Source organism: Methylobacterium sp. Leaf99 (assembly GCF_001422375.1).
Lineage (GTDB): Bacteria > Pseudomonadota > Alphaproteobacteria > Rhizobiales > Beijerinckiaceae > Methylobacterium.
In genome coordinates, this window is the sequence record NZ_LMMU01000001.1 from 1,007,744 (window position 1) to 1,033,103 (window position 25,360).

At 69.6% G+C, this 25,360-nt stretch carries 17 protein-coding genes; 8 read left to right on the forward strand and 9 right to left on the reverse strand.

Features of this window, described 5'->3' with window-relative positions; all coding sequences use genetic code 11:
* Positions 1 to 9: 9 nt before the first annotated feature.
* From ASF28_RS04575 to ASF28_RS04590, 4 genes are all read right to left on the reverse strand, one after another.
* Positions 10 to 663: a methionine ABC transporter permease gene (locus ASF28_RS04575; protein ID WP_056088224.1), complete on the reverse strand. Its 654-nt coding sequence runs from the start codon at positions 661 to 663 to the stop codon at positions 10 to 12.
* Positions 644 to 1,795, reverse strand: a complete 1,152-nt coding sequence (locus ASF28_RS04580; RefSeq protein WP_443189707.1) for a methionine ABC transporter ATP-binding protein — start codon at positions 1,793 to 1,795, stop codon at positions 644 to 646. Before ASF28_RS04580 ends, ASF28_RS04575 begins: the two co-directional genes overlap by 20 nt.
* Positions 1,783 to 2,583, reverse strand: coding sequence for a MetQ/NlpA family ABC transporter substrate-binding protein (locus ASF28_RS04585; RefSeq protein WP_056088230.1), 801 nt, complete (start codon positions 2,581 to 2,583; stop codon positions 1,783 to 1,785). The genes ASF28_RS04580 and ASF28_RS04585 overlap by 13 nt, the downstream gene beginning before the upstream one ends.
* Before the next feature lie 961 nt (positions 2,584 to 3,544).
* Positions 3,545 to 4,222 carry a TetR/AcrR family transcriptional regulator gene (locus ASF28_RS04590; RefSeq protein ID WP_056088234.1) on the reverse strand — a complete coding sequence of 226 codons (678 nt, stop codon included), beginning with the start codon at positions 4,220 to 4,222 and terminating at the stop codon, positions 3,545 to 3,547.
* A 143-nt stretch (positions 4,223 to 4,365) separates the two neighbouring features.
* Between ASF28_RS04590 and ASF28_RS04595 the strand changes: the two genes are divergently transcribed.
* The 4 genes from ASF28_RS04595 (at position 4,366) to ASF28_RS04610 (ending at position 8,814) form a co-directional block, all read left to right on the forward strand.
* Positions 4,366 to 5,898 carry a flavin-containing monooxygenase gene (locus tag ASF28_RS04595; RefSeq protein ID WP_082475997.1) on the forward strand — a complete coding sequence of 511 codons (1,533 nt, stop codon included), beginning with the start codon at positions 4,366 to 4,368 and terminating at the stop codon, positions 5,896 to 5,898.
* Positions 5,899 to 5,962: 64 nt separating this feature from the next.
* Positions 5,963 to 6,778, forward strand: coding sequence for an SDR family NAD(P)-dependent oxidoreductase (locus ASF28_RS04600; protein WP_056088238.1), 816 nt, complete (start codon positions 5,963 to 5,965; stop codon positions 6,776 to 6,778).
* A complete protein-coding gene (locus ASF28_RS04605; RefSeq protein WP_200912643.1) occupies positions 6,775 to 7,782 on the forward strand; it encodes an alpha/beta fold hydrolase in 1,008 nt (335 codons plus the stop codon). The genes ASF28_RS04600 and ASF28_RS04605 overlap by 4 nt, the downstream gene beginning before the upstream one ends.
* A 123-nt stretch (positions 7,783 to 7,905) precedes the next feature.
* Positions 7,906 to 8,814, forward strand: coding sequence for an alpha/beta fold hydrolase (locus ASF28_RS04610; protein WP_056088242.1), 909 nt, complete (start codon positions 7,906 to 7,908; stop codon positions 8,812 to 8,814).
* Here the strand turns inward: ASF28_RS04610 and ASF28_RS21490 are convergent.
* The gene (locus tag ASF28_RS21490; protein ID WP_082475998.1) at positions 8,709 to 9,371 is read right to left on the reverse strand and encodes a response regulator; all 663 of its coding nucleotides are present in this window, start codon (positions 9,369 to 9,371) and stop codon (positions 8,709 to 8,711) included. The two genes, ASF28_RS04610 and ASF28_RS21490, sit on opposite strands and share 106 nt — an antisense overlap.
* A 317-nt stretch (positions 9,372 to 9,688) precedes the next feature.
* Here ASF28_RS21490 and ASF28_RS04615 point away from each other — a divergent pair, with 317 nt between their 5' ends.
* Together ASF28_RS04615 and ASF28_RS04620 are read left to right on the forward strand one after the other, a co-directional pair.
* Complete coding sequence (locus ASF28_RS04615) at positions 9,689 to 13,576, forward strand: autotransporter outer membrane beta-barrel domain-containing protein (RefSeq protein ID WP_157085353.1); 3,888 nt, start codon at positions 9,689 to 9,691, stop codon at positions 13,574 to 13,576.
* 117 nt (positions 13,577 to 13,693) lie between these two features.
* Positions 13,694 to 14,359, forward strand: a complete 666-nt coding sequence (locus ASF28_RS04620) for a glycosyltransferase family 2 protein (protein ID WP_056088248.1) — start codon at positions 13,694 to 13,696, stop codon at positions 14,357 to 14,359.
* 81 nt (positions 14,360 to 14,440) lie between these two features.
* On the opposite strand, the gene ASF28_RS04625 is transcribed toward ASF28_RS04620, so the two are convergent.
* From ASF28_RS04625 to ASF28_RS22825, 4 genes are read right to left on the reverse strand one after another with little or no spacing between them, the layout of a single operon-like run.
* A complete protein-coding gene (locus ASF28_RS04625) occupies positions 14,441 to 16,054 on the reverse strand; it encodes a glycosyltransferase family 2 protein (protein ID WP_056088251.1) in 1,614 nt (537 codons plus the stop codon).
* Positions 16,055 to 16,073: 19 nt separating this feature from the next.
* The gene (locus ASF28_RS22290; RefSeq protein WP_147710015.1) at positions 16,074 to 16,814 is read right to left on the reverse strand and encodes a hypothetical protein; all 741 of its coding nucleotides are present in this window, start codon (positions 16,812 to 16,814) and stop codon (positions 16,074 to 16,076) included.
* Positions 16,811 to 18,697 carry a GSCFA domain-containing protein gene (locus ASF28_RS22295; protein ID WP_056088256.1) on the reverse strand — a complete coding sequence of 629 codons (1,887 nt, stop codon included), beginning with the start codon at positions 18,695 to 18,697 and terminating at the stop codon, positions 16,811 to 16,813. The genes ASF28_RS22290 and ASF28_RS22295 overlap by 4 nt, the downstream gene beginning before the upstream one ends.
* Complete coding sequence (locus ASF28_RS22825; protein WP_162239980.1) at positions 18,694 to 20,373, reverse strand: hypothetical protein; 1,680 nt, start codon at positions 20,371 to 20,373, stop codon at positions 18,694 to 18,696. The genes ASF28_RS22295 and ASF28_RS22825 overlap by 4 nt, the downstream gene beginning before the upstream one ends.
* 370 nt (positions 20,374 to 20,743) lie before the next feature.
* Here ASF28_RS22825 and ASF28_RS04645 point away from each other — a divergent pair, with 370 nt between their 5' ends.
* Positions 20,744 to 21,646, forward strand: a complete 903-nt coding sequence (locus ASF28_RS04645) for a glycosyltransferase family protein (RefSeq protein ID WP_244474893.1) — start codon at positions 20,744 to 20,746, stop codon at positions 21,644 to 21,646.
* A gap of 18 nt (positions 21,647 to 21,664) precedes the next feature.
* Positions 21,665 to 25,288 carry a glycosyltransferase family protein gene (locus tag ASF28_RS04650; RefSeq protein WP_056088264.1) on the forward strand — a complete coding sequence of 1,208 codons (3,624 nt, stop codon included), beginning with the start codon at positions 21,665 to 21,667 and terminating at the stop codon, positions 25,286 to 25,288.
* Positions 25,289 to 25,360: the final 72 nt, after the last annotated feature.

A 25,360-nucleotide genomic window follows, 5' to 3' on the forward strand; every position in this document is an offset into this window, starting at 1 on the left:
TTTCAACCGTCAGCGGGTTCGGAGCCGCCGCACGGCGGTGTCGCCCGCGAACTGCACCACGCAGACAAGGGCGATGAGGATCGCGATCACCGCCATCATCACGGTGGTGTCGAAGCGCTGGTAGCCGTAGCGGATCGCCACGTCGCCGAGGCCGCCCGCGCCGACGGCGCCCGCCATGGCGGAGGCGCCGATCATCGACACGATCGTGATGGTGAGGCCGCCGATGATGCCCGGCAGCGCCTCGGGCAGCAGCACGTGGGCCAGGATGTGCCGGCGGCGGCAGCCGATGGACTGCGCCGCCTCGATGAGCCCGGCATCGACGTCCCGCAGGGAGACTTCGGCGATGCGGGCGAAAAACGGGGTGGCGCTGACCGAGAGCGGCACGATGGCCGCCCACACGCCGATGGTGGTGCCGGTCACCAGACGCGTGAACGGGATCAGCGCCACCAGGAGCACGATGAAGGGCACCGCCCGGAATCCGTTGACGAGCATCCCCACCACTCGGTTCGCGCGCGGTGCCGGGAAGATGCCACCGGGACCAGAGGTGACGAGGAAGAGGGCCAGCGGCAGGCCCGCCAGCACGGCGATCCCAGCCGAGGCCCCGACCATGACGAGCGTGTCGAGGCCGGCCTGCCAGAGGCGGTCAATCATCTGCGGCGACATGGCCGATCCTCTCGATGTCGGTTCCGAGGGCCCTCAGGCGGTTCTCCGCGTCGGGGTCCGCGCCCGCGACGGCGACGAGCATGCGGCCCACGGCGCGGCCCTGGATACGGTCGATGCCGGCCTGGAGTAGGCGCACCGGCGCGCCCGCCGCCGCCGTGAGGGCCGAGAGGTCGGGCGCCTCGCCGGAGCAGGTGATCCGCAGCACCGTCGCCCCGCCGGGCACCGGATTCGGCTGCAGCCGGGCCGCCAGATCCTCCGGCAGATCGCGGGTCAGCGGTTCGAGGAGCGCCCGGGTGGCGGGATGCTCCGGACTGCCGAAGACGCGCCAGACCGGGCCCGTCTCGGCGATCCGGCCCTGTTCCAGCACCACCACGTCGCTGCAGATTTCGCGGATCACGCTCATCTCGTGGGTGATCAGCACGATGGTGATCCCGAGGCGCCGGTTGATGTCGCGCAGCAGGCTCAGGATCGAGAGCGTGGTCTCCGGGTCGAGGGCGGAGGTCGCCTCGTCGCAGAGCAGGATCTCCGGGCGGCTCACCAGGGCGCGGGCGATGCCGACCCGCTGCTTCTGCCCGCCGGAGAGCCGCGACGGATAGGCCTCCGCCTTGTCCTCCAGCCCGACGAGGCGGAGCACCTCGTCCACCCGCGGGCCGATCTCCGCCTTGGGCACCCCGGCGACGGCGAGCGGCAGGGCCACGTTCTGCCGCACGGTCTTGGCCGAGAGCAGGTTGAAGTGCTGGAAGATCATGCCGATTCGCCGGCGCAGGGTCACCAGCCCGGCGGTATCCAGCGCGCCGATGGGTTCGCCATCCACCAGCACCCGGCCGGACGTCGGCTCCTCCAGGCGGTTGACGGTCCGCAACAGGCTGGACTTGCCCGCGCCCGAGCGGCCGATGATGCCGAAGATTGTGCCGGCCGGAATCGCGAGGTCGATGGCGTCGAGCGCTCGGACCGCGCCGGCCGCGGACAGGTAGGTTTTGCCGACCGTCTCGAACCTCACGGTGCCGGCCGCCCGGCTCCCCGTCGCAGCTCGCACGACGGAGACGGGGCGCGCCTCCGCCGCGCCTGTCGCGACCCAGCCGCCCGGTTCGCGGATGCCGTCGAAGGCCAGGCCGGCCATCACTTCAGCCATGCCAGCACGTAGAGCTTGTCGCTGTCGGCGAAGGACTTGCGGATCTGCGCCTTCACGGCCTCCGAATTGTGGAAGAGGTCCACGAACTTACGGATCGTCGCGTCGTCCTTCCGTGCCGCCTTGGTGACGAAGCTCACCGCGAAGAGCTTGTCCTCGATGCCGGAATAGACGAGCCCGCTCGTAGGGTCGAAGCTGCCCGCCGCGACGATGAAGTGCGGGTAGCCCTGCGCGAGGTCGACGTCGCCGGTGACGCGCACGAGCTGCGGCCCCTCGACCTCGGTGAATTTCAGCGTCTTCGGGTTCTCCACGATGTCGTCGAGGGTGCCGAGAAAGCCGACGCCGTCCTTCAGCCTGATCAGCCCGGCCTTCTGGAGGAGCAGCAGGCCGCGCCCCTGGTTCACCGGATCGTTGGCGATGGCGACGCGGCCGCCGACCGGCACCGCGTCGAGGCTCTTGTGCTTCAGGGAGTAGAGCCCGAGGTTCTGCAGGATACCGAGGCCGACGATCTCGAAATCGTAGCCCTTCTGCTTTTCCACGTTCTCCATGAAGGGGCGGTGCTGGAAGAAGTTCACGTCGATGTCGCCGGCATCGAGGGCGACGTTCGGCGTGTTCCAGTCGCTGAACTCGACGACCGTCACGTCGATGCCCTTCGCCTTGGCCTCGCCCACCACGGCGTTCACGGCATCTGCGTAGGCGCCCGGCACCACGCCGACCTTCAGGCTCGCCGCCTGGGCGGCCATGGCGCCGAGGGTGAGGGCAGCGGCGGCGATCAGTCTCAGAACGCGCATCGTCAGGAACTCGAACGGGTTGGCGGCTCAGGGGAGCCAGGGAAGGCCGTAGGGGACCGCGTCGTAGGCGTAGCCGGCATCGATCCGCGCCCGTACAGACGGCGAAGTTTGCTCGAACCGGGCGTCACGCCGACCGTCAAACCCGCGCGGGCCCCAGGGGCGAGCAGGGCCGCCACGGCGGACAGCCGGCGGGGGCGCGGCCGGATCGCCGCCGCCCTCGTCGATCGCGCATCGTCGAACAAGACATTTTGCTCATCGTCTTCACGGGATGGCGCCGACCCTTGCCCGGTGTGCCGACAGGCTCCAACCCGTGCCGCCCCATCGGATTCAGACACAGGTGATGAACACGTCGACTTGGCGCGGGACTTAAGTTAGATCAAAGCAGTGCCATTCAACATTCCAAAGATTTTCATGAAACAATAAAAATGATCTCTTGGGGGCAACGAAGATAGAAATTCGGTTCGTTCCTGCCAAATTAGAAGACTTCCGTGGGGTGATCGCAGCGAGGTCGCCTGGTTTCACCCGCGGCGGCGAGACGCTCGTCCAGGCCGCGGCGGCGGGGTTCGGCCTGGTGCCGTTGCCCGCCTGCCATTGGTGTGGCGAGGTCCGGAGCCCTGCTTCCCGTGCCGGAGAGATGAGCGTCGAAGCAGGCGTTCGAAGTCTTCATCGGATACGCGCAACGCGGGCTGCCGCAGGGGCTCCGTGCGCCGGTCGATGTCCGTGTCCACGCGATGCGAACCCGGTAGACGGGCTGAGACGGCCCCGAACCGCGCGTCGGGCCCGTCGGGTCTTCCGCGCTCAGCCGCGCTCGTTCAACATGGGGAACCGTCGCGCCCGTCGCCTCGCGTGCAACGAGGAGCTACTCCTGGATGGAGAGACGGGTCTGCGCATCCAGCGCGCCGAACGGCTCGTCCAGCCGGGCCGAGCCTCACGCTCTTGAGCCTGTCTTCCACTCGAACGATCAGCCATCCTCACGCGCCGCACCGAGTTCGGCTTCCGCCAGGCCTCGCGGCGTCAGGTATGGCTGGAACAGGTTCATCACCTGGCGTGCGCCCCAGTCGACATGCGCGCGCGTGACCTCGCCGATGCCACGGCGCGAGCGCAGATAGTCGATCCAGTAGGTCGAGACGATCCAGGCATTGGTGACGAGCGGGTCGAGCCGGTCGGCTGGGATCGTCAGCAACCCCGCCCTCTGCATCTCCTCGAGCGCCCGGCGGGTCAGCCCCTGTCCGTCGTCACTGACCTGCTTCAGGCGCGGCTTGAGCTCGGGAGCGAGCCGGAAGACCATCGCGCCGTCCCGGTAGAAGAAGCGCCATTCCCACATCGTCTGGAACCAGCCGGTGAGATAGGCACGATACCGAGTGGGCCCGTCGTCGCTGGCCGCGTAGGCCGTGGCTGCGGCGTGCAACGCCTGCGCGAACTCTCCGAACAGGCCTTCGAGCAACTGCTCCTTGCGCTGAAAATGGTAGTAGAGGTTCCCCTCGTTGATCCCCACCGCCTCGGCGATCTCCGCCGTGGTAACGTTGCCGGGGCCGCGCTCGTTGAACAGTTCGCGCGCGGCGTCGAGGATACGCGCCCGCGTCTTGGGCTTAGGCTTAGGCGACGCCTTCGCACGGTTCCCCGCGTCCCGTCCTGTCATCGCCACATCCGTCCCGCTCGCGCATCCAGTCCCGCCCGGACCCTAGCCGCGCGGAGGCCGCCCCACAATTAAGGTGTTTGCCTGTTGATCAACTAAGGTATCCACCTTAGATAGCCTGTCGTGAACCTCGGAGGGCTTCAGCCATGGCGATCCTCACGGTGCCCCGCAGCGGGCCCGACGACGCAGCGTCGCGCCCGGAGCCGCCGGGCGGTGCGCATTTCGACGTGCTGGTGATCGGCGCCGGCATTTCGGGCATCAGCGCGGCCCACGCCCTGCAGACCCAGTGTCCAGGCAAGAGCTACGCGATCCTCGAGGCGCGCGACTCGCTCGGCGGGACCTGGGACCTGTTCCGCTACCCCGGCCTGCGCTCGGATTCCGACCTCTACACCTTCGGCTTCAGCTTCCGGCCGTGGACCGAGGACAAGTCCATCGCCGACGCGGCCTCGATCCTGAGCTACCTGCGGGCCACCGCCGAAGAGTTCGGTATCGACCGTAGGATCCGCTACGGCCAGCGCGTGGCGTCCGCGGCCTGGGACACGTCGGAGGCGCGCTGGACCCTGCAGGTCGAGGCGGGGCAGGAACGCATCGCCTATACCTGCGGCTTCCTCTACGTCTGCGCCGGCTACTACGACTACGCGGGCGGCTATCGCCCGGACTGGCCGGGCACGGAGCGCTTCGCGGGGCCGATCGTGCATCCGCAGGCCTGGCCCGACGACCTCGACTATTCCGGCAAGCGCGTCGTGGTGATCGGCAGCGGTGCCACCGCGGTGACGCTGGTGCCGACGATGGCACGGCGCGCCGCCCACGTCACCATGCTGCAGCGCTCGCCCACCTACATCGTGGCGCTGCCGGCGCGCGACCGGATCGCCAACTGGCTGAAGGCCCGCCTGCCGGCCCCCATCGCCCATCGCCTCGCGCGCTGGAAGAACATCGGCGTGAGCATTCTGTTCTATCAGTTCGCCCGGCGGAAACCCGAGGCGCTGACGCGGCGCATCCTCGGCGGCATCCGCGAGCAACTCGGACCCGACTACGATGTCGGCAGGCATTTCACGCCGCGCTACAAGCCGTGGGACCAGCGCCTCTGCCTCGTGCCGGACGGCGACCTGTTCGCGGCGATCCGCACCGGCAGGGCGAGCGTCGAGACCGACACGATCACGCGCTTCACCGAGGGCGGGCTGGAACTCGCCTCCGGCAAGACCCTGCCGGCCGACATCGTCGTGACCGCCACCGGCCTGACGATGAAGCTCATGGGCGGGGTGCGGATCAGCGTCGACGGCGTCGCGCCCGATCCGGCCGAACGCTACCTGTACAAGGGCATGATGCTGAGCGACGTGCCCAACCTCGCCCTCGCCCTCGGCTACACCAACGCCTCCTGGACGCTGAAATGCGAGTTGACGGCGAACTACGTCTGCCGCCTCCTGCGCCGCATGGACAGGCGGGGCGAGGCGTGGTGCGTGCCGCGCCGGGGCACGGCCACCGGCGCGGAGCCGCTGATCGGCTTCAGCTCGGGCTATGTGGCGCGGGCGCGCCACCTGATGCCGAAGCAGGGCACCGCGTCGCCGTGGAAGCTTCACCAGAACTACGTGCTCGATCTCGCCAGCCTCCGCTACGGCCGGCTGGACGACGGCGCCATGGTGTTCGGCGGCCGGCGTACCGACACCCGGCGGGCGGCCTGAACGCCTGCCCCCGAGGGGGCGGATATCCGTTGCACCGAGGCTTCGAAGGGCAGGAACCGACCGCATGTTCGATCTCAAGGGACGCACCGCCCTCGTCACGGGTGCGGGCAGCGGCATCGGCCGGGCCATCGCGGTCTCGCTCGCCGGGCGGGGCTGCAACCTCGCCCTCGCCGACGTGAACGAGGCGGGCCTGGCCGAGACGGCGCGGCCGCTCGCCGGCACCGTTCGGGTCACCCGTCACCGCCTCGACGTGGCCGACCGGGAGGCCGTCGCGGCGTTCCCCGCGACGGTGGCCGCCGCCCATGGCGGCCTCGACCTCCTCGTCAACAACGCGGGTGTGGCCATGGCCGGCACCTTCGCGCAGGTGAGCGAAGCCGACTTCGAATGGCTGATCGAGGTCAATTTCTGGGGCGTCGTGCGCATGACCCGGGCCTTCCTGCCGATGCTGCAGGCCGTTCCCGAAGCGCGGATCGTCAACCTGTCGAGCCTCTACGGCCTGATCGCCCCGCCGGGCCAGACCGCCTATGCGGCGAGCAAGTTCGCGGTGCGCGGCTTCTCGCAGGCGCTCGCCCACGAGTTGGCGGGCGGTACGGTCGGCGTGACCGTGGTGCATCCCGGCGGCGTCGCCACGTCGATCGCCGATTCGGCGCGGGCCACCGCGGCCCTTTCAGCCGAGGAGCTGGAGCGGGGGCGCCGCATCGCCAACAGCCTCCTGACGATGCCGCCCGCCCGGGCCGGAGACATCATCGTGCGCGGCGTCGAGCGACGACGGCGGCGCATCATCATCGGCAACGACGCCAAGATCGCCTCGCTGATCGAGCGCCTCATGCCGGTTTCCTACTGGGGCGTCCTGAGCCGCCTGAAGGGAGAGCGCACGTGACCACGGCCTTGCCGACCGCGTTCGCGTTGGGCGCCGTCGTCCTTGCCGCCCTCTTGAGCTTCGCCTTCGTCGTCACGTGGCTCATCGCCCGGGGCATCGCGCGGCGCCTTCCGCCACGCGGGTACTTCCTCGATCTGCCGCAGGGCCGCATCCACTACCTGGAAGCCGGGAGCGGCCGGCCGCTCGTGTTCGTACACGGTCTCGGCGGACAGCTCGGCAACTTCGCGTATGCCCTGCTCGACAGGCTCTCGGACCGGTTCCGGGTGGTGCTGATCGACCGGCCCGGTTCCGGCCACTCGCCGCGATCCTGGCGCGCCCCCGCCGATCTTCCGGGCCAGGCCGACACGATTTTGGGCGTTATCCGTCATCTCGGGCTGGAGCGCCCGATCGTCGTCGGGCACTCGCTCGGCGGCGCGGTCGCCCTCGCGCTCGGCCTCGAACATCCGCGCCTTATCGGCGGCCTCGCGCTGATCGCGCCCCTGACGCAGCCGCAGGACACGGTCCCCGCACCGTTCCGGCTCCTCGCCATCCGTTCGTCCCTCCTGCGGATGGCCGTCGCCTGGACCCTCGCGACGCCACTGGCGATTCTGCGCAGCCGGGGCGTCCTCGACACGGTGTTCGGGCCGGACGCGGTGCCGGCCGATTTCGGAACGCGGGGCGGCGGCCTGCTCGGCCTGCGGCCCTCCAGCTTCTACGCCGCCTCGATGGACTTGAACGCGGCCGGCGCGGACATACCGGGGCTGGCAGCGCGGTATCCTGGCCTCGCCGTCCCTGTCGCGGTCCTCTACGGAACCGGCGATCGCGTGCTCAGCTCGGTCGAGCACGGCGAAGGTCTGAAGCGGGTTCTACCCGGTACGCGCCTCGACCTCGTACCGGGCGGCCACATGCTGCCGGTCACGGATCCCGACCGTGTCGCCGCCTGGATCACGGCGATCGCGGCGGGGATCACGCCAGAGGAATCAAAGCCTCATACGGCTTCGCCCTCGGCGACTGGAAGTCCGTGAATCCGGCGAAGCTCTGACCTCAGCCCAACTCGGCCGCACGGGATGATGTCCTTGCTGCTAGAGAGTGGAGGTGAGCACCCATTCCTGCGGATGGCTCAAACTGGCTTAGACGGAAAGACGCGTGTGTCCCTGCGGTGGATCCTTGTGACGGCCGGCGGGATCATCGCCGGTCTGGCTCTGGTCGACGCCTTGGCTCGGCGGCGTGCCGGCCAGGACCGAAGCACAGATATGGGCCGGTTCACGGTGAGGCAGGTCCGCGTCGACGGCAGGACGATGCAGGCCCGCGTTTCGGTTGACGCCGTACCGGATGACCGTCTGCCCGTGATCCTCGTCCACGGGCTCGGGATGTCGAGCCGCTACATGATCCCGCTCGCACGGCATCTCGCTCCTCATGTCAGAGTCTATGCGCCTGACCTGCCCGGCTTCGGCTTGAGCGAGAAACCCCGCCGAACGCTCACGGTGCGCGAGCTCGCGGACGCACTGGCGACCTGGATGCATGCGGTCGGGGTGGAGCGCGCGGCCTTTGTCGGCAATTCCCTGGGCTGCGAGGTGTTGGTCGAACTGGCGCTCCTTCATCCGCAGCTCGTCGAACGCCTTGTGCTGCAGGGTCCCACGCCGGACCCGGAGGCACGTGGCCTCGTCCGGCAGGCTGTCGGTTTCATGGCCATCGCACCGTTCGAGCGCTGGTCGCTCGCCTGGGTGGCGCTCACCGACTATGCCCGCGGCGGGATCGGACGCTACATCCTGACCCTGCGCAGCATGGTCGACAATCACATCGCGGAGAAGGTCCGGCGGGTCTCACAGCCGACGCTCGTGGTCTGGGGCACGCGCGACTACATCGTCCCGCATGCCTTCGTTGCGAGCCTCGCCGGCTCCCTTCCTCGTGGCCGACTTGCCGTCATCCCGGGAGCGGCTCACGGGATCAACTACTCGCATCCGGAAGCGTTCACGGCGGTCCTCCTCCCGTTTCTCTTCGGTGACGCGGAGAAGCCCGTCGCACGAAGCCGAACCGCGGCGTTCAGCGTATCGTAGCGCGTCAGTGACGGTGGCCTGATCGACAGGTCCATCCTCGTGCACTCTGCTCGAACGCGGACTGCCAGAAGGCCATGAGGGGTGGACGACTTGGCAGGCCTGAGGACATCACGTTCGAAGACGGCAGTCTGTTCGGTCAAAGGACTGCATCGGACGCGCCGTGTCTTACGGCCTGTGTCGCCTTCTCGACGCTCCTGAATACTAGAATCGCCTGTGTGTAAAACGCCATCGACCTCTGATTGCCGGTCGCGCGCTTGTGCCGTGACGTCCCGAGCGCTGAGGACCACTACCGACACTTCGGCGCAACCTGGTAATACCCTCAAGCGGTCGAGGAACGAGAACCCGTCCATCATCGGCATAGTGAGATCGAGGAGCACGAGACGCGGCACGCCGAGCCAGACCTGATTTAATGCCTCACGAATGTCGCTCACCTCCCGGACGCTCCAGCCGTTGTGTTCCAGGGCTGTTCGTAGGCGGTGCCGCATGTCTTTCGAATGTCGTCCACGGCCGGTCGCGACGCCTGGCGTTGGTCCGGAGGCAACCGGGTCCAGTCTCATGCCATTGGTGAAGAAAAACGGCCGGTCTTGCCGTTTTATCCCAGTAGGATTGCGTGTTTTAAATTTAATTTTTCCGTTTTTGCTCAACTGCTAGAACCTAAACCTCCTTTTGTAAGAAAGATGTGTGATTGTTTTACATCGTCGCGAGACAAAGGCATGAAGTCGTTCTCCGAACGTAGAACTAATTTTTGACTCCGTGCGTGCTCAAGGTAATCGTCCACCCTGCTCGCCATGCGTGCGAGCGTTCGGCCAGTCAAAAATACAAAAATCTGGGGGATTCGATGTCGGGGCAAGGTCAGGTGCTGCGTCGCTCGCTGATGGCGAGCGTTCCAGTCTGGAGCATGTTGATCGTCGAGGCGTCGGCGGCGTGCCAGCCGGCCGCACCCGCGAGTGGGCAGACCGTCACCTGCACCGATGCCCAGCCGACGGGCTTCATCGCCCCGGCAGCCGCCACCGGTCTCACGGTCAACATCCAGCCGGGCGCCACCGTCGGTTCGCAGCAGACCGCCACCGGCACGAACCCGAGCTTCACCAACGTGCGGGTGAACGGCACGAGCGTCGTCAACAACGCCGGCACCATCAGCAACACCGCGCCGCTGAACCGCGACAATTTCGGCGTGAACCTCGCGGGTGACCGCTCGACCCTGAACAACACCGGCACGATCCTCCTCACAGCGCCGGCCGGCAACACCACGACGCGGGTCTACGGAGCCTATTCGAGTGCTCCGGCCGGCTCGCAGTACGAGAACACCACCGTCACCAATGGCGGCGTCATCGCAGTGACGCAGAACGGCAACGGAATCGCCCGGGGCATCTATTCCGGCGAGAACACCACCCTGTTTACGCTCAACAACACCGGCCTGATCTCGGCCACCCGCGGTATCTCCGCCACGGCGACGACAGCCGTCGTCGCGGGCGTCGATTCCGACGACGACACCGACCGCCTCGTGGTCAACAACGCCGCCGGCGGCCGGATCACCGCCACGGGCCTCAACACCCGCGCGGTGTCGGGCCGCGCCGCCCAGTACGAGATCAACAACAGCGGCACCCTCACCAACACCACCGCCAATGAGGCCGCCATCGCGACCTTCGCGGTGAATGCCGGCAATGCCGGCGACGCCACCACTGTCCGCGCCTACAACACCGTCATCACCAACACGGCCACCGGCGTCATCAACGGCGATGTCCGCAACTTCGACCAGGATCTCCAGACCGCCGCGACGGTGGTGAACCTGCGCCGCACCGGCACCCTCACCAACGTCGGCACCATCAACGGCAACGTCGCCTTCGGCGGCGGCAACCAGACCGTGAACAACACCGGCCGCATCACCGGCGGCCTGTCGTTCCTCGACGTCGCCGCCACCGTGAACACGGTGAACCTCGGCACGGGCTCCAGCATCGGCGGCAACATCACCGCGCAGGGCCTCGGCACCAACACCCTGAACCTGTCGGGCACCGGCACCCTCACCGGCACGGTCGCGGGCTTCACCAGCCTGACCCAGACCGGCACCGGCAGCGCTTGGACCACGGCCGGCGGCTCCGTCCAGAACCTCTCGGGCAACCTCACGGTGGCGGGTGGAAACCTGACGCTGGGTGCGGGCTCGACGCAGAACGTCGCCGGCCTGATCCAGGTGACGGGTGCGGGCGCGCAGCTCACCGTCAACAACACCCTGACCAACAAGACCGTGAACCTGTCGGGCTCCAATACCAGCCTCGTCAACAACGGCACCCTCGTGGGTACCGGTGCCGCAGGCCGCGCCAACACCGCCGCCACCCGGGTCTACGGCGTGCTGACGAACTCCACCGGCGCCGACTTCGCCAACGTCGCGGTGACCAACAACGGCACCATCGCGGTGACGGAGAACGGGATCGGCATCTCGCGCGGCATCTACGCCGGCGAGAACATCGCCTCCATGGCGATCACCAACGCCGGCACCATTTCGGCGACCCGCACCGGCACCGGCACGGCGGCCGTCGCGGCCATCGATTCCGACGACGATGTCGCGGCGCTGAGCGTCACCAACCGCGCCGGCGCCACGATCAGCGGCACCGGCACCGGGGTCCGCGCCATCCAGGGCCGGGCCCAGGCCTTCACCATCGCCAATGCGGGAGCGATCACCGGCCCGGCGGGCGGACAGGCCATCGTCGTCTACGGCGCCGGCAATGGGTTCCTCACCAACGCCGCCACGGGTGTCATCACCGGCGACGTGCGCTTCACCGATGCCGACCCGCAAGTGGCCACCACGGCCAACCGCCGCAACAGCACCACGACGAATGCCGGCCGCATCGCCGGCAGCATCCAGTACGGCATGGGCAACCACACCCTGACCAACACCGGCACCATCACGGGCAACATCACCTATGTGGATGTCGCGGCGAGCCGGAACGTCGTCAACCTCGGCACCGGCTCGACCATCGGCGGCAACATCAGCGCGCAGGGCCTCGGCATCAACGCCCTGAACCTCTCGGGCACCGGCACGCTCACCAGCAACGTCGCCGGGTTCACCACCCTGCGCCAAGCCGACGGCGCCTGGACCCTGGCCTCGGGCTCGACGCAGAACTTCTCCGGCGGAGCCACCGTGGCGGGCGGCGTCCTCACGGTGAACGCCACCCTCAACGCCAACACCGGCGTGGGTTCGGCGGGCACCCTCGCGGGCACCGGCCGCATCGGCGGCACCCTGACCAACGCCGGCATCGTCGCCCCCGGCTCCGCCGCCGCACCCTACGGCACCCTAACCGTGACGAACTTCGTCCAGCAGGCCGGCGGCACGCTCCAGAGCGCGCTCGGCGCCGACGGACAGGCCTCGCGCCTCGTCGCCACCGGCACCGCCACCCTCGCCGGCACCGCCAGCGTCACCGCGGCGGCGGGTACCTACCTGCCCAACGCCCGCTACACGGTGCTCACCGCCGCCGGCGGCGTGCGGGGTAATTTCGCCAGCGTCACCGACAACGGCGCGCTGCCCTTCCTGATCCGCGCGATCGCCTCCACGGACGCCAACAACGCCTACGTGACCCTGGCCCAGCAGAGCTTCGGTCTCGTGGCGCAGACGGCGAACCAGGCCAACGTCGCCCGGGGCCTCGATGCGGCCCTCGCCAACAACCCGCAGGCGCTCCTCGTCATCGACAACCAGAGCAACGCCGGCATCGCTGCCACCCTCGACCGGGTCTCCGGCCAGGGCTACGCGTCGCTGGCCGATCCGCAGCTCCGCTCGGGTCGCGCCTTCGGCAGCCAGCTCCTGTCGCGGGCCTACGCCGCGACCACCGAGGCCGGCCCGACGGGCTTCACCCTGCCGCCGACGGTCTACGCCGCCGACATGCCGAACCGCGCCCCCGTGCCCGCCCCCCGCTTCGTCGAGACCAGCCGCGGCTACGGCCTCTGGGCCACGGGCTACGGCCAGTTCGGCTCCGTCGATTCCACCGCCAACGCGGCGGGCCGCTCCGAGACCGTCGCCGGCATGGCGGGCGGCATCGACTTCCACCCGCAGGTGGGCACGGTGCTCGGCATCGCGGCGGGCTACGGCTCCGTCGACGTGAGCCTCAACCGCACCGGTGAGCGGGCGCATACGGACAACGCCCAGGTCGGCGTCTACGGCGGCTTCTCCAGCGGCGCCCTCTACGCCAACGCCACCGTGGGCTACGCCCACACGGAGGGCCGCGTGAACCGTTCGCTCGGCTTGGCGCAGATCCAGGCCGGCGGCGCGCAGGGCAAGGTCAGCGGAGACCAGTTCATCTCCGCGGGCGAGCTCGGCTACCGCTTCGCCGTCGCCCCCACGACGGTGCTGTCGCCCTTCGTCGGGTTCCAGGTGAACACCTTCGATCAGGACCGGGTGCAGGAGGGCAGCGTCGGTCCCCTCAGCCTCACCATCGCCGCCAAGGACTTCCTCTCGGCCCGCACCCTCGTGGGCGGCCGCCTGGAAACGGCGACGACGGTGCTCGACGGGCGGCCGGTCTCGTTCTGGGTCAAGGCGGCCTACGTCCACGACTTCGCCGACGTGAGCCGCACCATCGGGGCGTCCTTCACCCTGGTGCCGACGGTGCCGTTCGCCGTCTCCGGCCGCCGGCTCGCCCGCGATCGGGCGCTGGTCGGCCTCGGCGTGAGCACGGAGCTGGCCCCGGGGCTCGCCGGCTTCCTCGGCTACGACGCCGAGCTCGCCTCCTCCGACACGATCCAGGCGGTGCGCGGCGGAGTTCGCTACACCTTCTGATCCGAACGGACCGCACGACGGGGGGCCGGCTCGGACATGAGCCGGCCCCTTTTTGCTTTTTTGGAACGGGATGACGCGATGCCGTGGAAGGCCCGATGGCGGTGGCTCCGCAGGGGCGTGTCTCCCGATGTCACCGTCGTGCTGACCTCGTGCGGGCGCCACGACCTTCTCGAACGCACCCTGGCGAGCTTTGGCGCCTGGAACACCGATCCAGGCGTGGCCGAGATCCTCGTCGTCGAGGACGGTCCCGGCGACCCCTCGGCGATCTGCGCCCGTCACGGCGCACGCCTGCTCCGACTCGGCGGGTCCAGGGGGCAGATCGCCGCCATCGAGGCCGGCTACGCGCAGGTTCGGACGCCCTACATCTTCCACCTCGAGGACGATTGGGAATTCCATCGCGGCGGCTTCATCGAGCGCAGCCGTGCCTTGCTCGCCGCCGATCCTTCGACGATCTGCGTCTGGCTGCGGGCCTGGGACGACACCAACGGCCACCCCCTGCACTTCACGTCCGCCGCCGGCGATTTCGGCGTGCTCGCCTTCGGCTACCGGGGCAAGTGGCACGGGTTCACCTTCAACCCGGGGCTCCGCCGCCTGTCGGACTATGCCGCGATCGGCAGCTTCGGCCACATCCTCGCGAGCCCGCTCAAGCACGAAGGCCAGATCTCGCAGCACTACCACGCCCTCGGCTACCGGGCGGTGATCCTGGACCGGGGCGGCTACGTCCGCCACATCGGCTGGGACCGGCGTATCCCGCAGGGACCGGTGGATCCCACGCCCGCCTGATCCCGGGATACCGAAGGGCAAGCCCTTTGGCGGGTGTCGGGCAGAGCCCGACTTGCTTTTCGGCGCCGGACGCAAATCCCTTCAGGACGGCTGTCCCTGGGCCATCAGGGCCAGCACGCGGGCCGCCGCCTCGTCCGGGGTGAGGTAGGTGGTGTCGATGAGCGGCACGTCGAGTTCGGCCGCCAGGCGCCGGTAGGTGTCGATCCGGTCCTCCGGCATCTGCGCCTCGGCATCGATGCCGCGCGCGGCGAGCCGCGCCAGGGTGGTGGGGCGGTCGGCCCAGGTCATCACGCTGAACGGGCGCGGGTTCCAGCCGGCCCGGTACGCGCTCGACAACAGCTGAGAGGCGGTGAACCAGTGCCGGTCGAACACCACCGGCCCCGGGGGGGCCTCGGCCAGCGCCAGGGCGACGGCGTCGTGGGCGACGTCGTCGGCGCGGGCATGCTGGCCGAGGCGGGCGAGATGCACCATCAGGGCGCCGATCCGGCCCGCGAACGGATCGAGCACCGTCGCGCCGAGCGCCGCCGCCACGTGGCGGGCCACCGCCGACTTGCCCGACCCGTCGAGGCCGTCGACGGCGAGCACGATGCGCCCGGCTTGGGTCCCCTTCTCCTGCGCCCGCGTCAGCGTGGAGGGGTAGATCCGGCCCTCGCGCCGGCCGTGTTCGAGGTAGTGCAGGACGCCCTGCCAGGGAGCGGTGAACAGGGCGGCGAGGTCGGGATGCAGGCGCAGGTAGCCGAGCGCGTCGAAATCCCGGGGGAGGGGACCGTCGAGGGACACGAAATCGGCCATGCGCCGGGCCTCTTCCGGGGGCGTCGCGTCGGCGCGTCCCTGAAACCGGCGGGCCATGGTGTCGTCGTATCCGAGGATGCCCTCGGCGAGGGCCGCATCGCGGGCTTCGGCATCGAGCACGATGGAATCGTACTCGGCGCGCAGACCGCCCGCTTCCCAGGTGGCGTACCACCGGCGCCAATGGCCGCCGACGCTTCGGTCGAACTCGGTGTTGCGGGCATAGGCCGCCCCCCCCTGGATCACCTTGGCCTCGAACTGGGCGTAGGTCCGGATCGGGTAGTGGTAGATGGTCAGGCGCGGCTCGTCCGCTTGGCTCACCGGGCGGTCGTAGGTCGCCTCGTGGTTGCCCTGTCCGATGGCGACGAACCCGTCCGCCCGGCACACCGCCTTGGCGCTGACCGTGCGGATGAGCTTCGAGCGGCTGCGGTCCGCCACGGGGGCCAGCACCGCGAGGGTCCCGTCGGCGAGCACGTCGCCACCGCGGCCCGCTTGCGGCGGGATGCCCTCTTGCGGTGGGATGCCCTCTTGCGGCGGGATCATGTTGCGGCGCCGGACCATGAGCACGTCGGCTTCGGCCTGCGCCAGCACGGCTTTCAGGTTGCCACCCTCCGCGTGCCAGAACTCGTCGGCGTCGCTGTTGATGATCCAGTCGGCCTTCAGGAGGTCGCGGGCGAGGCGCGCCATGCGGGTGACCCAGGCGTATTGCCGGTAATCCTGATCCTCCTCGACGAGGAGGCAGACCCGGCCCGTGGGCACGAACCGGGCGACCACGTCGAGGGTCCCGTCCGTGGAGCCGTTGTCGGTGACGATGATGTAATCCACCCCTTGGGCGAGGTGGTAGGTGAGGAAGTCAGCGATGATGTCGATCTCGTTGCGGATCAGCAGCGTCATCACCAGCCGCATCGCAGGTGTTCTCCCGGTCTCACGCGACATGGATCGCGATCGCATCGCGCATGAGGGCGCCGTAGGCGGCGTTGGCGTGGGTGACGTCCTCGGCCCAGTAATCCGGGTGGAGGCAACCGTCGGTGTCGGTGCAGGCCCCTGGCGCCGGCACGAAGGGATGACCGAAGCGTTCCGCCACCCCACGCAGCACGTTCTGCTCCACCTGCCACAGCTTGAGCCGCACGGTGGCCGGCGTGAGGGTGAGCGCCTGCGGATCGAGGCCGTGAGCCGCCGCGAGCTTGGCGCCGTAGGCGCCGATGCCCATGAGGTCGGCGAGGCGTCGCGCGTCGGCCTTCGGCGGCGGCGCGCCGACGAGGACGACGCCGGCGGGGTCGTGGGCGGCGAGCCGTTCCAGGAAGGCGGCGAGTCCCGCCTCGGTCTCGGCGAAGCGCGCACGCACGGCCCGCTCGGGCACCAGGACCCTGTCGTCGCGCGGAGGCAGGTGCGGCAGTTCCGCGACCATGAGGTCGAAGGCCGGCTCGCCCTGGAGCAGGAACGCGTCGTTGTAGCGGTTGCCCTCCCAGGCGAGGGCGATGCGCCGGCCCGGCGCGAGCGCGCAGAGACGGTCCCAGTACACGGCCTGCTTCGGGCCGCCCGAGAGGCCGAGGAAGCGCCCATCCGGCGGCTCCAGGGGCAGGAGGTCGGGCGCCTGCGTCCGGTCGCCCCGCGCGACGCCCAACGCCTTGCGGTGCGAGTGCCCGGCGATGACGACGGCCCTCATGCCGCGCCCCGCCACGGCAGGAGGCCGCGCTCGGTCATCAGGGCGAGGACGCGTTCCGTCGCCTCCTCGGGGCTGGTGCGCGAGGTGTCGAGCAGGGGCACGTCGAGCTCAGCGGCGAGCCGCCGGTAGGTCTCCACCCGGTCCTGCGTCATCTCCAGGGCATCCCGGTCCTCGCCGCGCGCGATCATGCGGGCGACGGTGGTCTCGCGGTCGGCCCAGCACAGGAGGGTGAAGGGCCGGGGCTCCCAGCCGGGGCGGTACAGCGACGAGAGCAGCTGCGAGGCGGTGAACCAGTGCCGGTCGAACACGATGGGCACGCCCGCGGGCACCCGGTCCATGGCCATGGCCACGGCGGCGTGGGCGATGGAATCGGCGAGGGCGTGCTGGCCCGTGCGGGCCAGCCAGACCAGCAGCGGCCCGTTGCCATCGTAGGGGTGCAGCACGCAGCCGCCGATGGCCTCCGCCGTGAGCCGGGCGATGGTGGATTTGCCGGCGCCGTCCAGCCCGTCGAGCACGAGGGCGATGCGCCGCGCCTGCGCCACCTTGGTCTCGGCCCGCGTCACGTTCGAGGGGTAGAGCCGGCCCTCGCGGCGCCCGTGCTCCAGGTAGTGGAGCTGCCCCTGCCAGGGATGCGCGAACAGGGCCGCGAGGTCGGGGTGGAGGCCGATATAGGTGGCGCCGTCGAAATCCCCCGGCACTGGGCCGTGCTCGGCTTCCAGCGCCGAGATCCGGGCGGCGGTGTCGGGCTCGGGGGCATCGTGCAGCATGGCGGCGGTCTCGGGGCTCGGCGGCCGGAGTGGTGGGAGGGGTGGTTCGGGGAGCGCTTCGGCGGGGGGCGGGCGGGCGGCCATCTCCTCCTCGCACTCGGCCTCGGCGAGGAGTCGGGACACGTGGGCGGTGGGGGGCATCGTCGGCGGGGGCGCTTCGTTCGCCTCGCCCGGCGGTTCGCGGCCGCAGGCGGCGAGGAAGGCCCGCATCACAGCGCCGACGCCCTCCGGACTGACGCTGCGCCGGTCATCCGCGAAGAACGCGTCCGGAGCCTGCGGGCCGGTGACGATCTCGTAGGCGGGAAAGTAGATCACGTCGACCGAGCTGCGGGCGACGCTCTCGGCCGCCACCCGTAGGACCGCCTTCGCGTGGGTCGAGGCTTCCAGCACGTGGCGCCCGCCCATTGTCGCGACGAGGGGCACCGGCGACACCGTGAGGATCATTCGGACCCTTGGATTGAGGGTGCGCAGCTCCGTGACGAAGGCGCTGAGATCCTCCGTCACCTCGGCGCAGGAGAACTCAACGAAGCGGTGCCGGGCCGGATCGAAGCGCCCCGCCACGGTGCCGGGACAGGCGGGAAACACCGCCCCGTCGCGTGCGATCCACGCTTCTGTGAGCCCGAGGGTGACGATGAGAACGTCGGCCCCCGCGAAGGCTTCCCGCGTCAGCCGCAAGTGCTGGGCGGTAAGGGGCTCGAACTCCGCCTCGGTGCGGGCGGTGTAGCGTAGGCCCGGCCGATAGGGATCGACGACCCGGTCGGGCTCGCACCAGCGATCCTCGACCGGCGTGAACCGGCCGCAGGACCGGCGCAGGAGCTGGAGCAGTTGCCGGGCGGTGTAGACGTTGCCGTAGGCGGCGCTGTAGCGCCCGTAGCCCAAGGGTTCCGGGGCGATCCGCAGCCAATCGGCCAGACGCTCGGTGCGGAGGTAGCGCAGGCCGGCGCGCTCCAGGAACGGCACGAGGTTGGCGGCGAAGCAACTGCCCACGGACATGATGGCCGCGCCGTCCCGGATCAGCGGCCCGGCGCCCGGATCGGCGATGTCGCGGGGTGTCCTGTCCATGAAGGCGCGTGACCAGAACGCCCGGTCGGGCAAGGCGAGATAGGGATGGGTCATCGCTTGGCGCCGTCCCGGCGAGGTGCGAAACGGCCGAGGCCAGCGGCCAGCTTCGCGCGGATCGTGTCGCCGAAGGCCACCCTGTGCCGTACGAGCAACGCGCGGGATTCCACAAGGTCCCGCGCCAACCGGCCTCGCTCCCGGTCGAGGTCCGCCGCGTAGCGGATGACGCGGTCGGTCCTGCGGCGGGCTTCCTCCAGATCCTCGGTTACGGCGGCCACCCGGCGGTCGCCCTCTGCCCTGAGTGCCGTAGCCTCGGCGTGCAGGCGCGCGATCGCCTGGTCCGCCGCCTGATCCGCCTCGGCGCGGGGATCGGCAGGCGCGGTGCGGAGGACGAGCCGCGCGGCCGCGAGCCAGGCGCGGTCCCGACGGGTCTTGACCGCGCTCACGATCGTCTGGAACCGGTCCTCGCGCGCGAGCGCCGCGTCCAGGGTCGCCGGGTCGAGGGGCGTGCCCAGGCCTTCGGCCACGGCATGGACGAGGTCGAGGAGGGTCGGCACGATGCCGGGTCCGGGCGCACCGCAGGACGGGACGTCGGTGAACGCGTTGACGAGCCCCCGCACCAGCAAATGGCCGAAGTCGAGGGCATCGATCTCCCATTCCGCGTCGATGAAGACGGGAAAGCCGTTCCGGTGCATGAGATTGCGCGGGATCGCGTCGATGGCGCCGCCGGGAAGCGGCGTATCGGGCGTCAGGGACCCGCCATCCATGTAAAGCGCGCGCACGGCATCCCGCCAGACCGCCGCCCAAGCCACGATTTCGGCCAATGTCCAGCCGTCCCGGGCGAGCAACGCGTGCAACCCCACCTGCCACGGCGCTCCGGGGACGAAGGCCTCGTCCGGAAACCGGTTGACCACGCCGTCCACGGCGCGCGGCAGGTCGGGATGGAGCGGCGTGCGCGTCACGCGGATCGCGTCCGTCTCTCGCACGAAGCCGACGACCTTGTCGAAGGCCGGCCGGCGGCGATGGCCGAAATGCAGGGCGAGGCGCGGGTCCGGCGGGAGGGCGGCCGCCGAGGCCGCCACGGCAAAGGCGGGGGCGAGGTCACCCACGAGGCCAGCTCGGGATACGCCCGCCCAGGCGCGCGGGAGCGAGAACCGGCCCTCGCCGGGGCCGTCCGGATCGAACGCCGCCGCGGCGGCGGCGAGCACGCTCGGATCGAAGTCGTCGCCCACCACGAGTCCCCCCTCGGCGAGGAGGCTCAGGGCGAGGCGGTGATCGGGAAACGGAAACCACCAGGCCTGCTCACCGAGACCGAGGCAGGCGAGCCGGTCCCGCAGATCCCGGCGCGTGGGGAGCACGAAGCCGTCGGGCCGTGCCCGATCCTCGAGGCTGAACAGGCCGGGGGCGGACGCCGTTTCGGGGTGGCCCGCGAAGTGGCGCAGGCTCAGGGCGTTTTCGACCACCACGATCAACCGTCCGCCAGGGCGAAGGCTCGCGCAGGCCCAGGCCAGGACCTGCGTCAGGCGGTCGGCCCCCTGCTCGCCCTGAGTCATCCAGGCCGCGGCCGGCGGATCGGCCAGAACCACGGCGTCGAAGCGGGCCGCCTGCGGCGCCGCATCGTCCGCGACGGCCACGCTCCGCGCCGTGTCGCGCAGGGACGCGAGCAGGCTGTCGTTCGCGGCACCGGCGACGAGGACCGAGCCGGCGAGGAGCGGTCGGAAGGGATGGAGCACGCGCGGGTCCATCCCGCGGCGGACAGGACCGGCCTCCGGTGTGACGTCACCGGATTGTGCCTGCCTATCCTGTATCGTTTGCCTAATCGTCGCAAAAGACGTTGCCACTTGTTCCCTAGTCACGGCTTCTTTCGTGTTTGCATGGACAACCGATGGCTTCGGACTTATTATTCACAGCTTCACAAAGTCAAACCGTCAGGCGCCGGTGTACAGCTCGAGCTCCAAGATGATTTTTCGTACAGGCCGAGGGGTTGGTCGGCCCAAGGTGCTCGTAACGAGTACTTTTACTGACGCGCTGAATACAAATTCTTCGATACGCCCCTGCCTCGCGGAAGCTTTCGTCGAGATCCTCGGTGCGGACCGCGTCACCATGGTACCACTGGAGCTCGCACCGGCGGCGATCCGCCAGTTCCGTCCCGATCTCGTCGTCGCCGTCGGCAGTATCGTGCCTGATGCGTCTGATCTGCGCGGTCTTCGCCGCGCGGTCGACAGTATCGGAGCCGAGCTGGCCTACTGGCTGCACGATGATCCCTACGAGTTCGATTACTCGTTCAAGGCCGAGCTCACGGCGGACATCATCTTCTCGAACGATTCATGGGCCGTGCATCACTACCGGCACGGCAACGTCCACCACCTGCCCCTGGCCGCCTCGCGGGCCCGGCATTTTCGCGATCTCGTGCCCGTCGCCGGGCGAGAAACCGTGGTGTTCTTCTGCGGCGTCGCCTACCCCAACCGCGTCGCGCTGATCCGACGGGCGGATGCCGTGCTGTCGCGCCATCCCGTGGCGATCCTCGGCACCGACTGGCCCTCCGACATCCGCTGCGCCACCAACCGGCGCCTCACCCCGGCCGAGATGACCGACCACGCCGCCGACGCACGCCTGACCCTGAACATCGGCCGCGACCTCGACATTGCCAACCGCCGCTTCGCCCTGCCGCCAGCGACGCCCGGGCCGCGCACCTTCGAGGTCGCCCTGGCGGGCTCGGCACAGCTGTTCTTCGCCACGGGGCTGGAGATCTGCGACGCCTTCGAGCCGGGCCGTGAGATCCTGCTCGTCGACGGGGTCGCGGATATCGCCCGCGCCATCGAGCAGGCCCTGGACGATCCGGCCGCGATCCAGGCCATCGCCGCGCGGGCGCAAAACCGCGCCCTGCGCGAGCACACCTATACCGAGCGCGCCGCCCGGATCCTCGACCTGTGCCGCAGCACGATCGCCCTCGGCGGGCTGTCCGACGCTCCGGAGCGGCCACGCTTCGCCACCGCCCGGCGCTGACGACGAAATACGAACCCCATGGCCGATTTCTCCATCCTGCTCCTCGACACGGAGCCGGGCACGCACAACCATTACATCGTGCTCGCCATCGCCGATGCCCTGCGGCGGCATCCGCGGGTGGCGCGCGTGCACTTGGCCGGGCACGCCGACGCCCTGGCGACCTTCACAAGCGAGGGATTCGACACCCTGTTCGCCTTCGGCGGCGCGCGAAAGCACGCCCCCGTGCTCGGGCGCCTCGCCGCCCTGGCCCGGCTCAGCATCCTCTGGACCACGGAAGATCCCTACGAACTCACCGACAATGTCCGCTGCTCCACGGGCTTCGATCTCGTCTTCACCAATGACAAGGCCAGCGTCGCGGCCTACGGGGGCCGGGCGCGGCACCTGCCGCTCGCCGCGGCGAGCCTCTTCCAGGACCTTCCCGTGCTCGACCACGACCGGGACTATCTCTACGATCTGCTGTTCATTGGCACGGCGTGGCCGAACCGCGTCGAGAGCCTCAACGCTATCCTCGGGCACCTGCCGCGCGACCTCAAAGTCAAGCTCGCCCTGCCGTGGAACACCTATATCGGGCCCCCGGCTCTTCGTGATCCGGGGCTCGTCACCGACTGGCGCTGCGGCAACCGCGACTTCGCCCGTCTGGCCAACCGCAGCCGCGTTGTTCTCACCCTGCCGCGGGTGTTCTCGGCTTCCGATGCCTCCCAGGCCCAGGGCTCGACGCCGCCGCCCCGCCTGTTCGAAACGGCTCTGGCCGGCGGGTTCCAGGTCGTCGTTTCGCCCCAGCCTGAGATTCGAGACTATTATGAGCCGGAGTCCGAGATCGCCGTGTGCGCGGACGACGCGGTGGGGGCGCGTACCATCGCCGAGATGTTGAGCCGCCCCGAGGCGCGGATTGCCGCCGCTCGCGCCGCCCGGACCCGCACCCAGGCCGAACACCTCTATGACCACCGCGTCGCCGAGATCCTCAGGGCGGCCGCCAGCCTTCACCGGCGGCTCGTGCCCGTCCGGCGCCCGGCGAAACGCACGGTGCTGATGCTGAGCCACAACCGAACTGGATACCGAAGTGGCGGTGGCGTCGAGATCTACCAGGAGGCGCTGGTTGGCTTGGCGCCCGACTACGAGATTCTGTTCCTGTTTCCTGTCATCCAAGACGGGCGGTTGTCCCTACGCCTCGAAGGGCGAGGCGTCGACGAGACGACGGCATGCGGCGAGATCGGACTTCCGAAACTCACCGATCCCCATATTGAGAGCGTCTTCGAGCGCATCCTGTTCGAGCAACGGGTGGACCTCGTCCACATACACCACTTGCTCCACCTACCCCTCAGCCTGCCGCTGATCGCGCGTGCCTGCGGCGTACCGGTAGTCTACCATCTCCACGATCATTACCTCATCTGCGAGCGCTGGTTGTTGCTCGACCATGCCGGCCGCTTCTGCGATGTGGTGGCGCGCGGGCGCGACCAGTGCGACGCTTGCCTCATCGCCGCCAGCAACTTCCCGCCGGGTGCAAAGGCGCGCCGCGACGGGTTCGTCTCCCTCGTGGTGCGGGGCGTTGATGCCTTCGTCACCAGCACGACGGGCACGGGGGCGTATCTGCGGGCGTTCTATCCGGAGATCCCGGTCGACCGCATCGTTGAGATCGCGATGCTGGTCCCGGTCGAAGCCGGCCCCAGCGGAATCACGCCCGCCACGCAGACGCCGCGGCTCGAACGCGATGACGGCCCCCAGCTCACCGTCGCCATGCTCGGCAATTTCGCCGGGCACAAAGGTGGCAGCGACATCATCGAACTCATGCGGATCTGCGAGGATTACCGTATCCACTTCAAAGTGTTCGGCCGGATCGACGAGCACCATGCCGGGCGCCTGCGCGGACTCTCGCCCAACCGGGTCACCCTCATGGGTGCCTACGAGCCGCACGCCATCCACGCCCTGCTGGCGGGCTGTGACGTCTCCCTCCACCTTTCGACCTGGCCCGAGACCTACGTCATTGCCCTAACGGAAGCGTGGCAGGCCGGACTTGTGCCCGTGGCCACCGCCATGGGGGCGCTAGGCGAGCGGGTGACCGATGGTGTCGACGGCTTCCTCGTGCCGCCCCACGATCCCGGCACGGTGCGGAGCCGCCTTCTCGATCTCTACTTCGATCCGGAGCGACTGGCACGGATGCGCACGGCAGTGGCGGCCAAGCGCTTCATCACCGTGGCGGGCCATCTTGATGCAGTGCGGAGCCTCTATGAACGGCTCATGGCCGCCCACCCATGCCCGCACGACCGGGTTCCGGATCGTCTGCGCGTCACCTGCGACTTGACCCTGGCCGAACTTGGCCTGCGGGTGAACGCGCCGTCCTGGGTCCTGCGCGACATCCACTGGGACGGGACCGATGCCGGCGCTCTCGGCGCGGCCTCGCACACCCGGCCGGCGGCCCCTCTCCTCGACACCCTACTCGAACCGGACCGAACCCTATCAACGACGGTCCTGCCCGTGACCCACACGACCTTGGCCTTCGCCCGCGACGGCCTGCGCCTTGACGACCGGGAGATCGCACACCCGAGCGGGCACGACCTCGTCCTGCGCCATCTCTCGGTGAAGGGCTGGCTGCACCGCCTCGACACCCCGGCAGCCGAGCGGACCTACCTGCGGTTCACGGGAGCGGCGCGCACGGCCTACGCCGTCCTGCAGAGGGAGGAACGGCCGGACGTGGCCGACAGCCTCGGTGACCCAGGGGCGGTTCGTGCAGGATTCTCAGGGCTCGTTGATGTCGCCGGCCTCGCCCCCGGCCCGCACGCCGTCGACCTCGTCCAGGCCGGGTGCAACGGCCTCCTCGTGGCCCAAGGCCTGTTCCAGATCGTCGCCGCCGGCGAGACGGGCGGGACCCTCGTCCGGTTCGCCCGCGAGGCGAGTCCGACTTCGGCCGTCCTCGGCCCAGGATTTCGCGACCTCCGGCAGAATTTGCCCGATGCAGGCGGCGTTCTGTTAGCGACGCCGGACGACCTGTGGACTTTCGCGGCGCGGATCGAAAGCGAAGATGCGCCCGACGCCATGCCGTGCCTCCGGCTCGAACGGGAGGACGGAACCGCATGGCGGGCGCCCATCGCCCCAGCGCCGGCGGCGGACGGCACTTTCCGCCTCGTCGCCGCCCTGACCGGCCTGGATCCGGGCCGATACGCCATAGCTGTGTCGACGGGCGGCCGGGTGCATCGCGCTGCCGTTCCCCTCTACATCGAGATCGTCGCGGGTCCGGGCCGCTATCGCCATGACCGCGCTGTGCCGCCCGCCTTTCGCCGCCACTTCATCAAGCAACTTAAGCGAACGCCAACCATCGAACGCGCCGTACGGGCGACTACGGCCGAGTTTGGCGGACTCGTGGAATGCCGCGGGTGGGCCTTCGCGCGGGGGCTCGGCGACGTCCTGTGCACCTTCGCCCTTTGGGACGACACCATGGGCCGGCCTCAGGCCTGTATCTCGGCGCGCCTCGCCCGCCCGGACATCGCAGCCCACCTTGGAACGCCTCAAGCCCTCTACGGCGGCTTCGAATTCGGGGTTCCCGGCAGCGCCCTCCAGGCCGGCCGCGTCCGTGTCTTCCAGTGCTACCGCCGCCGCACCGTGCAATTCATGGGCTTCAATACCGCATTGCAACGCGTCCTCAGCTAGCGGCTTCCAGGAAGTAGCCTGCTACGCAGCGAGGACTTTGATCACCACCCGATTAGTCGGCGTGGCGGTGAA

Coding starts and splice junctions, on each gene's coding strand:
- ASF28_RS04615 (WP_157085353.1), top strand. CDS start 9,689: ATGGCGAGCGTTCCAGTCTGGAGCATGTTGATCGTCGAGGCGTCGGCG.
- ASF28_RS22290 (WP_147710015.1), bottom strand. CDS start 16,814: ATGAGGGCCGTCGTCATCGCCGGGCACTCGCACCGCAAGGCGTTGGGC.
- ASF28_RS21490 (WP_082475998.1), bottom strand. CDS start 9,371: ATGAGACTGGACCCGGTTGCCTCCGGACCAACGCCAGGCGTCGCGACC.
- ASF28_RS04650 (WP_056088264.1), top strand. CDS start 21,665: ATGGCCGATTTCTCCATCCTGCTCCTCGACACGGAGCCGGGCACGCAC.
- ASF28_RS04590 (WP_056088234.1), bottom strand. CDS start 4,222: ATGACAGGACGGGACGCGGGGAACCGTGCGAAGGCGTCGCCTAAGCCT.
- ASF28_RS04595 (WP_082475997.1), top strand. CDS start 4,366: ATGGCGATCCTCACGGTGCCCCGCAGCGGGCCCGACGACGCAGCGTCG.
- ASF28_RS04575 (WP_056088224.1), bottom strand. CDS start 663: ATGTCGCCGCAGATGATTGACCGCCTCTGGCAGGCCGGCCTCGACACG.
- ASF28_RS22295 (WP_056088256.1), bottom strand. CDS start 18,697: ATGACCCATCCCTATCTCGCCTTGCCCGACCGGGCGTTCTGGTCACGC.
- ASF28_RS04645 (WP_244474893.1), top strand. CDS start 20,744: ATGGTACCACTGGAGCTCGCACCGGCGGCGATCCGCCAGTTCCGTCCC.
- ASF28_RS04625 (WP_056088251.1), bottom strand. CDS start 16,054: ATGCGGCTGGTGATGACGCTGCTGATCCGCAACGAGATCGACATCATC.
- ASF28_RS04600 (WP_056088238.1), top strand. CDS start 5,963: ATGTTCGATCTCAAGGGACGCACCGCCCTCGTCACGGGTGCGGGCAGC.
- ASF28_RS04580 (WP_443189707.1), bottom strand. CDS start 1,795: ATGGCTGAAGTGATGGCCGGCCTGGCCTTCGACGGCATCCGCGAACCG.
- ASF28_RS04585 (WP_056088230.1), bottom strand. CDS start 2,583: ATGCGCGTTCTGAGACTGATCGCCGCCGCTGCCCTCACCCTCGGCGCC.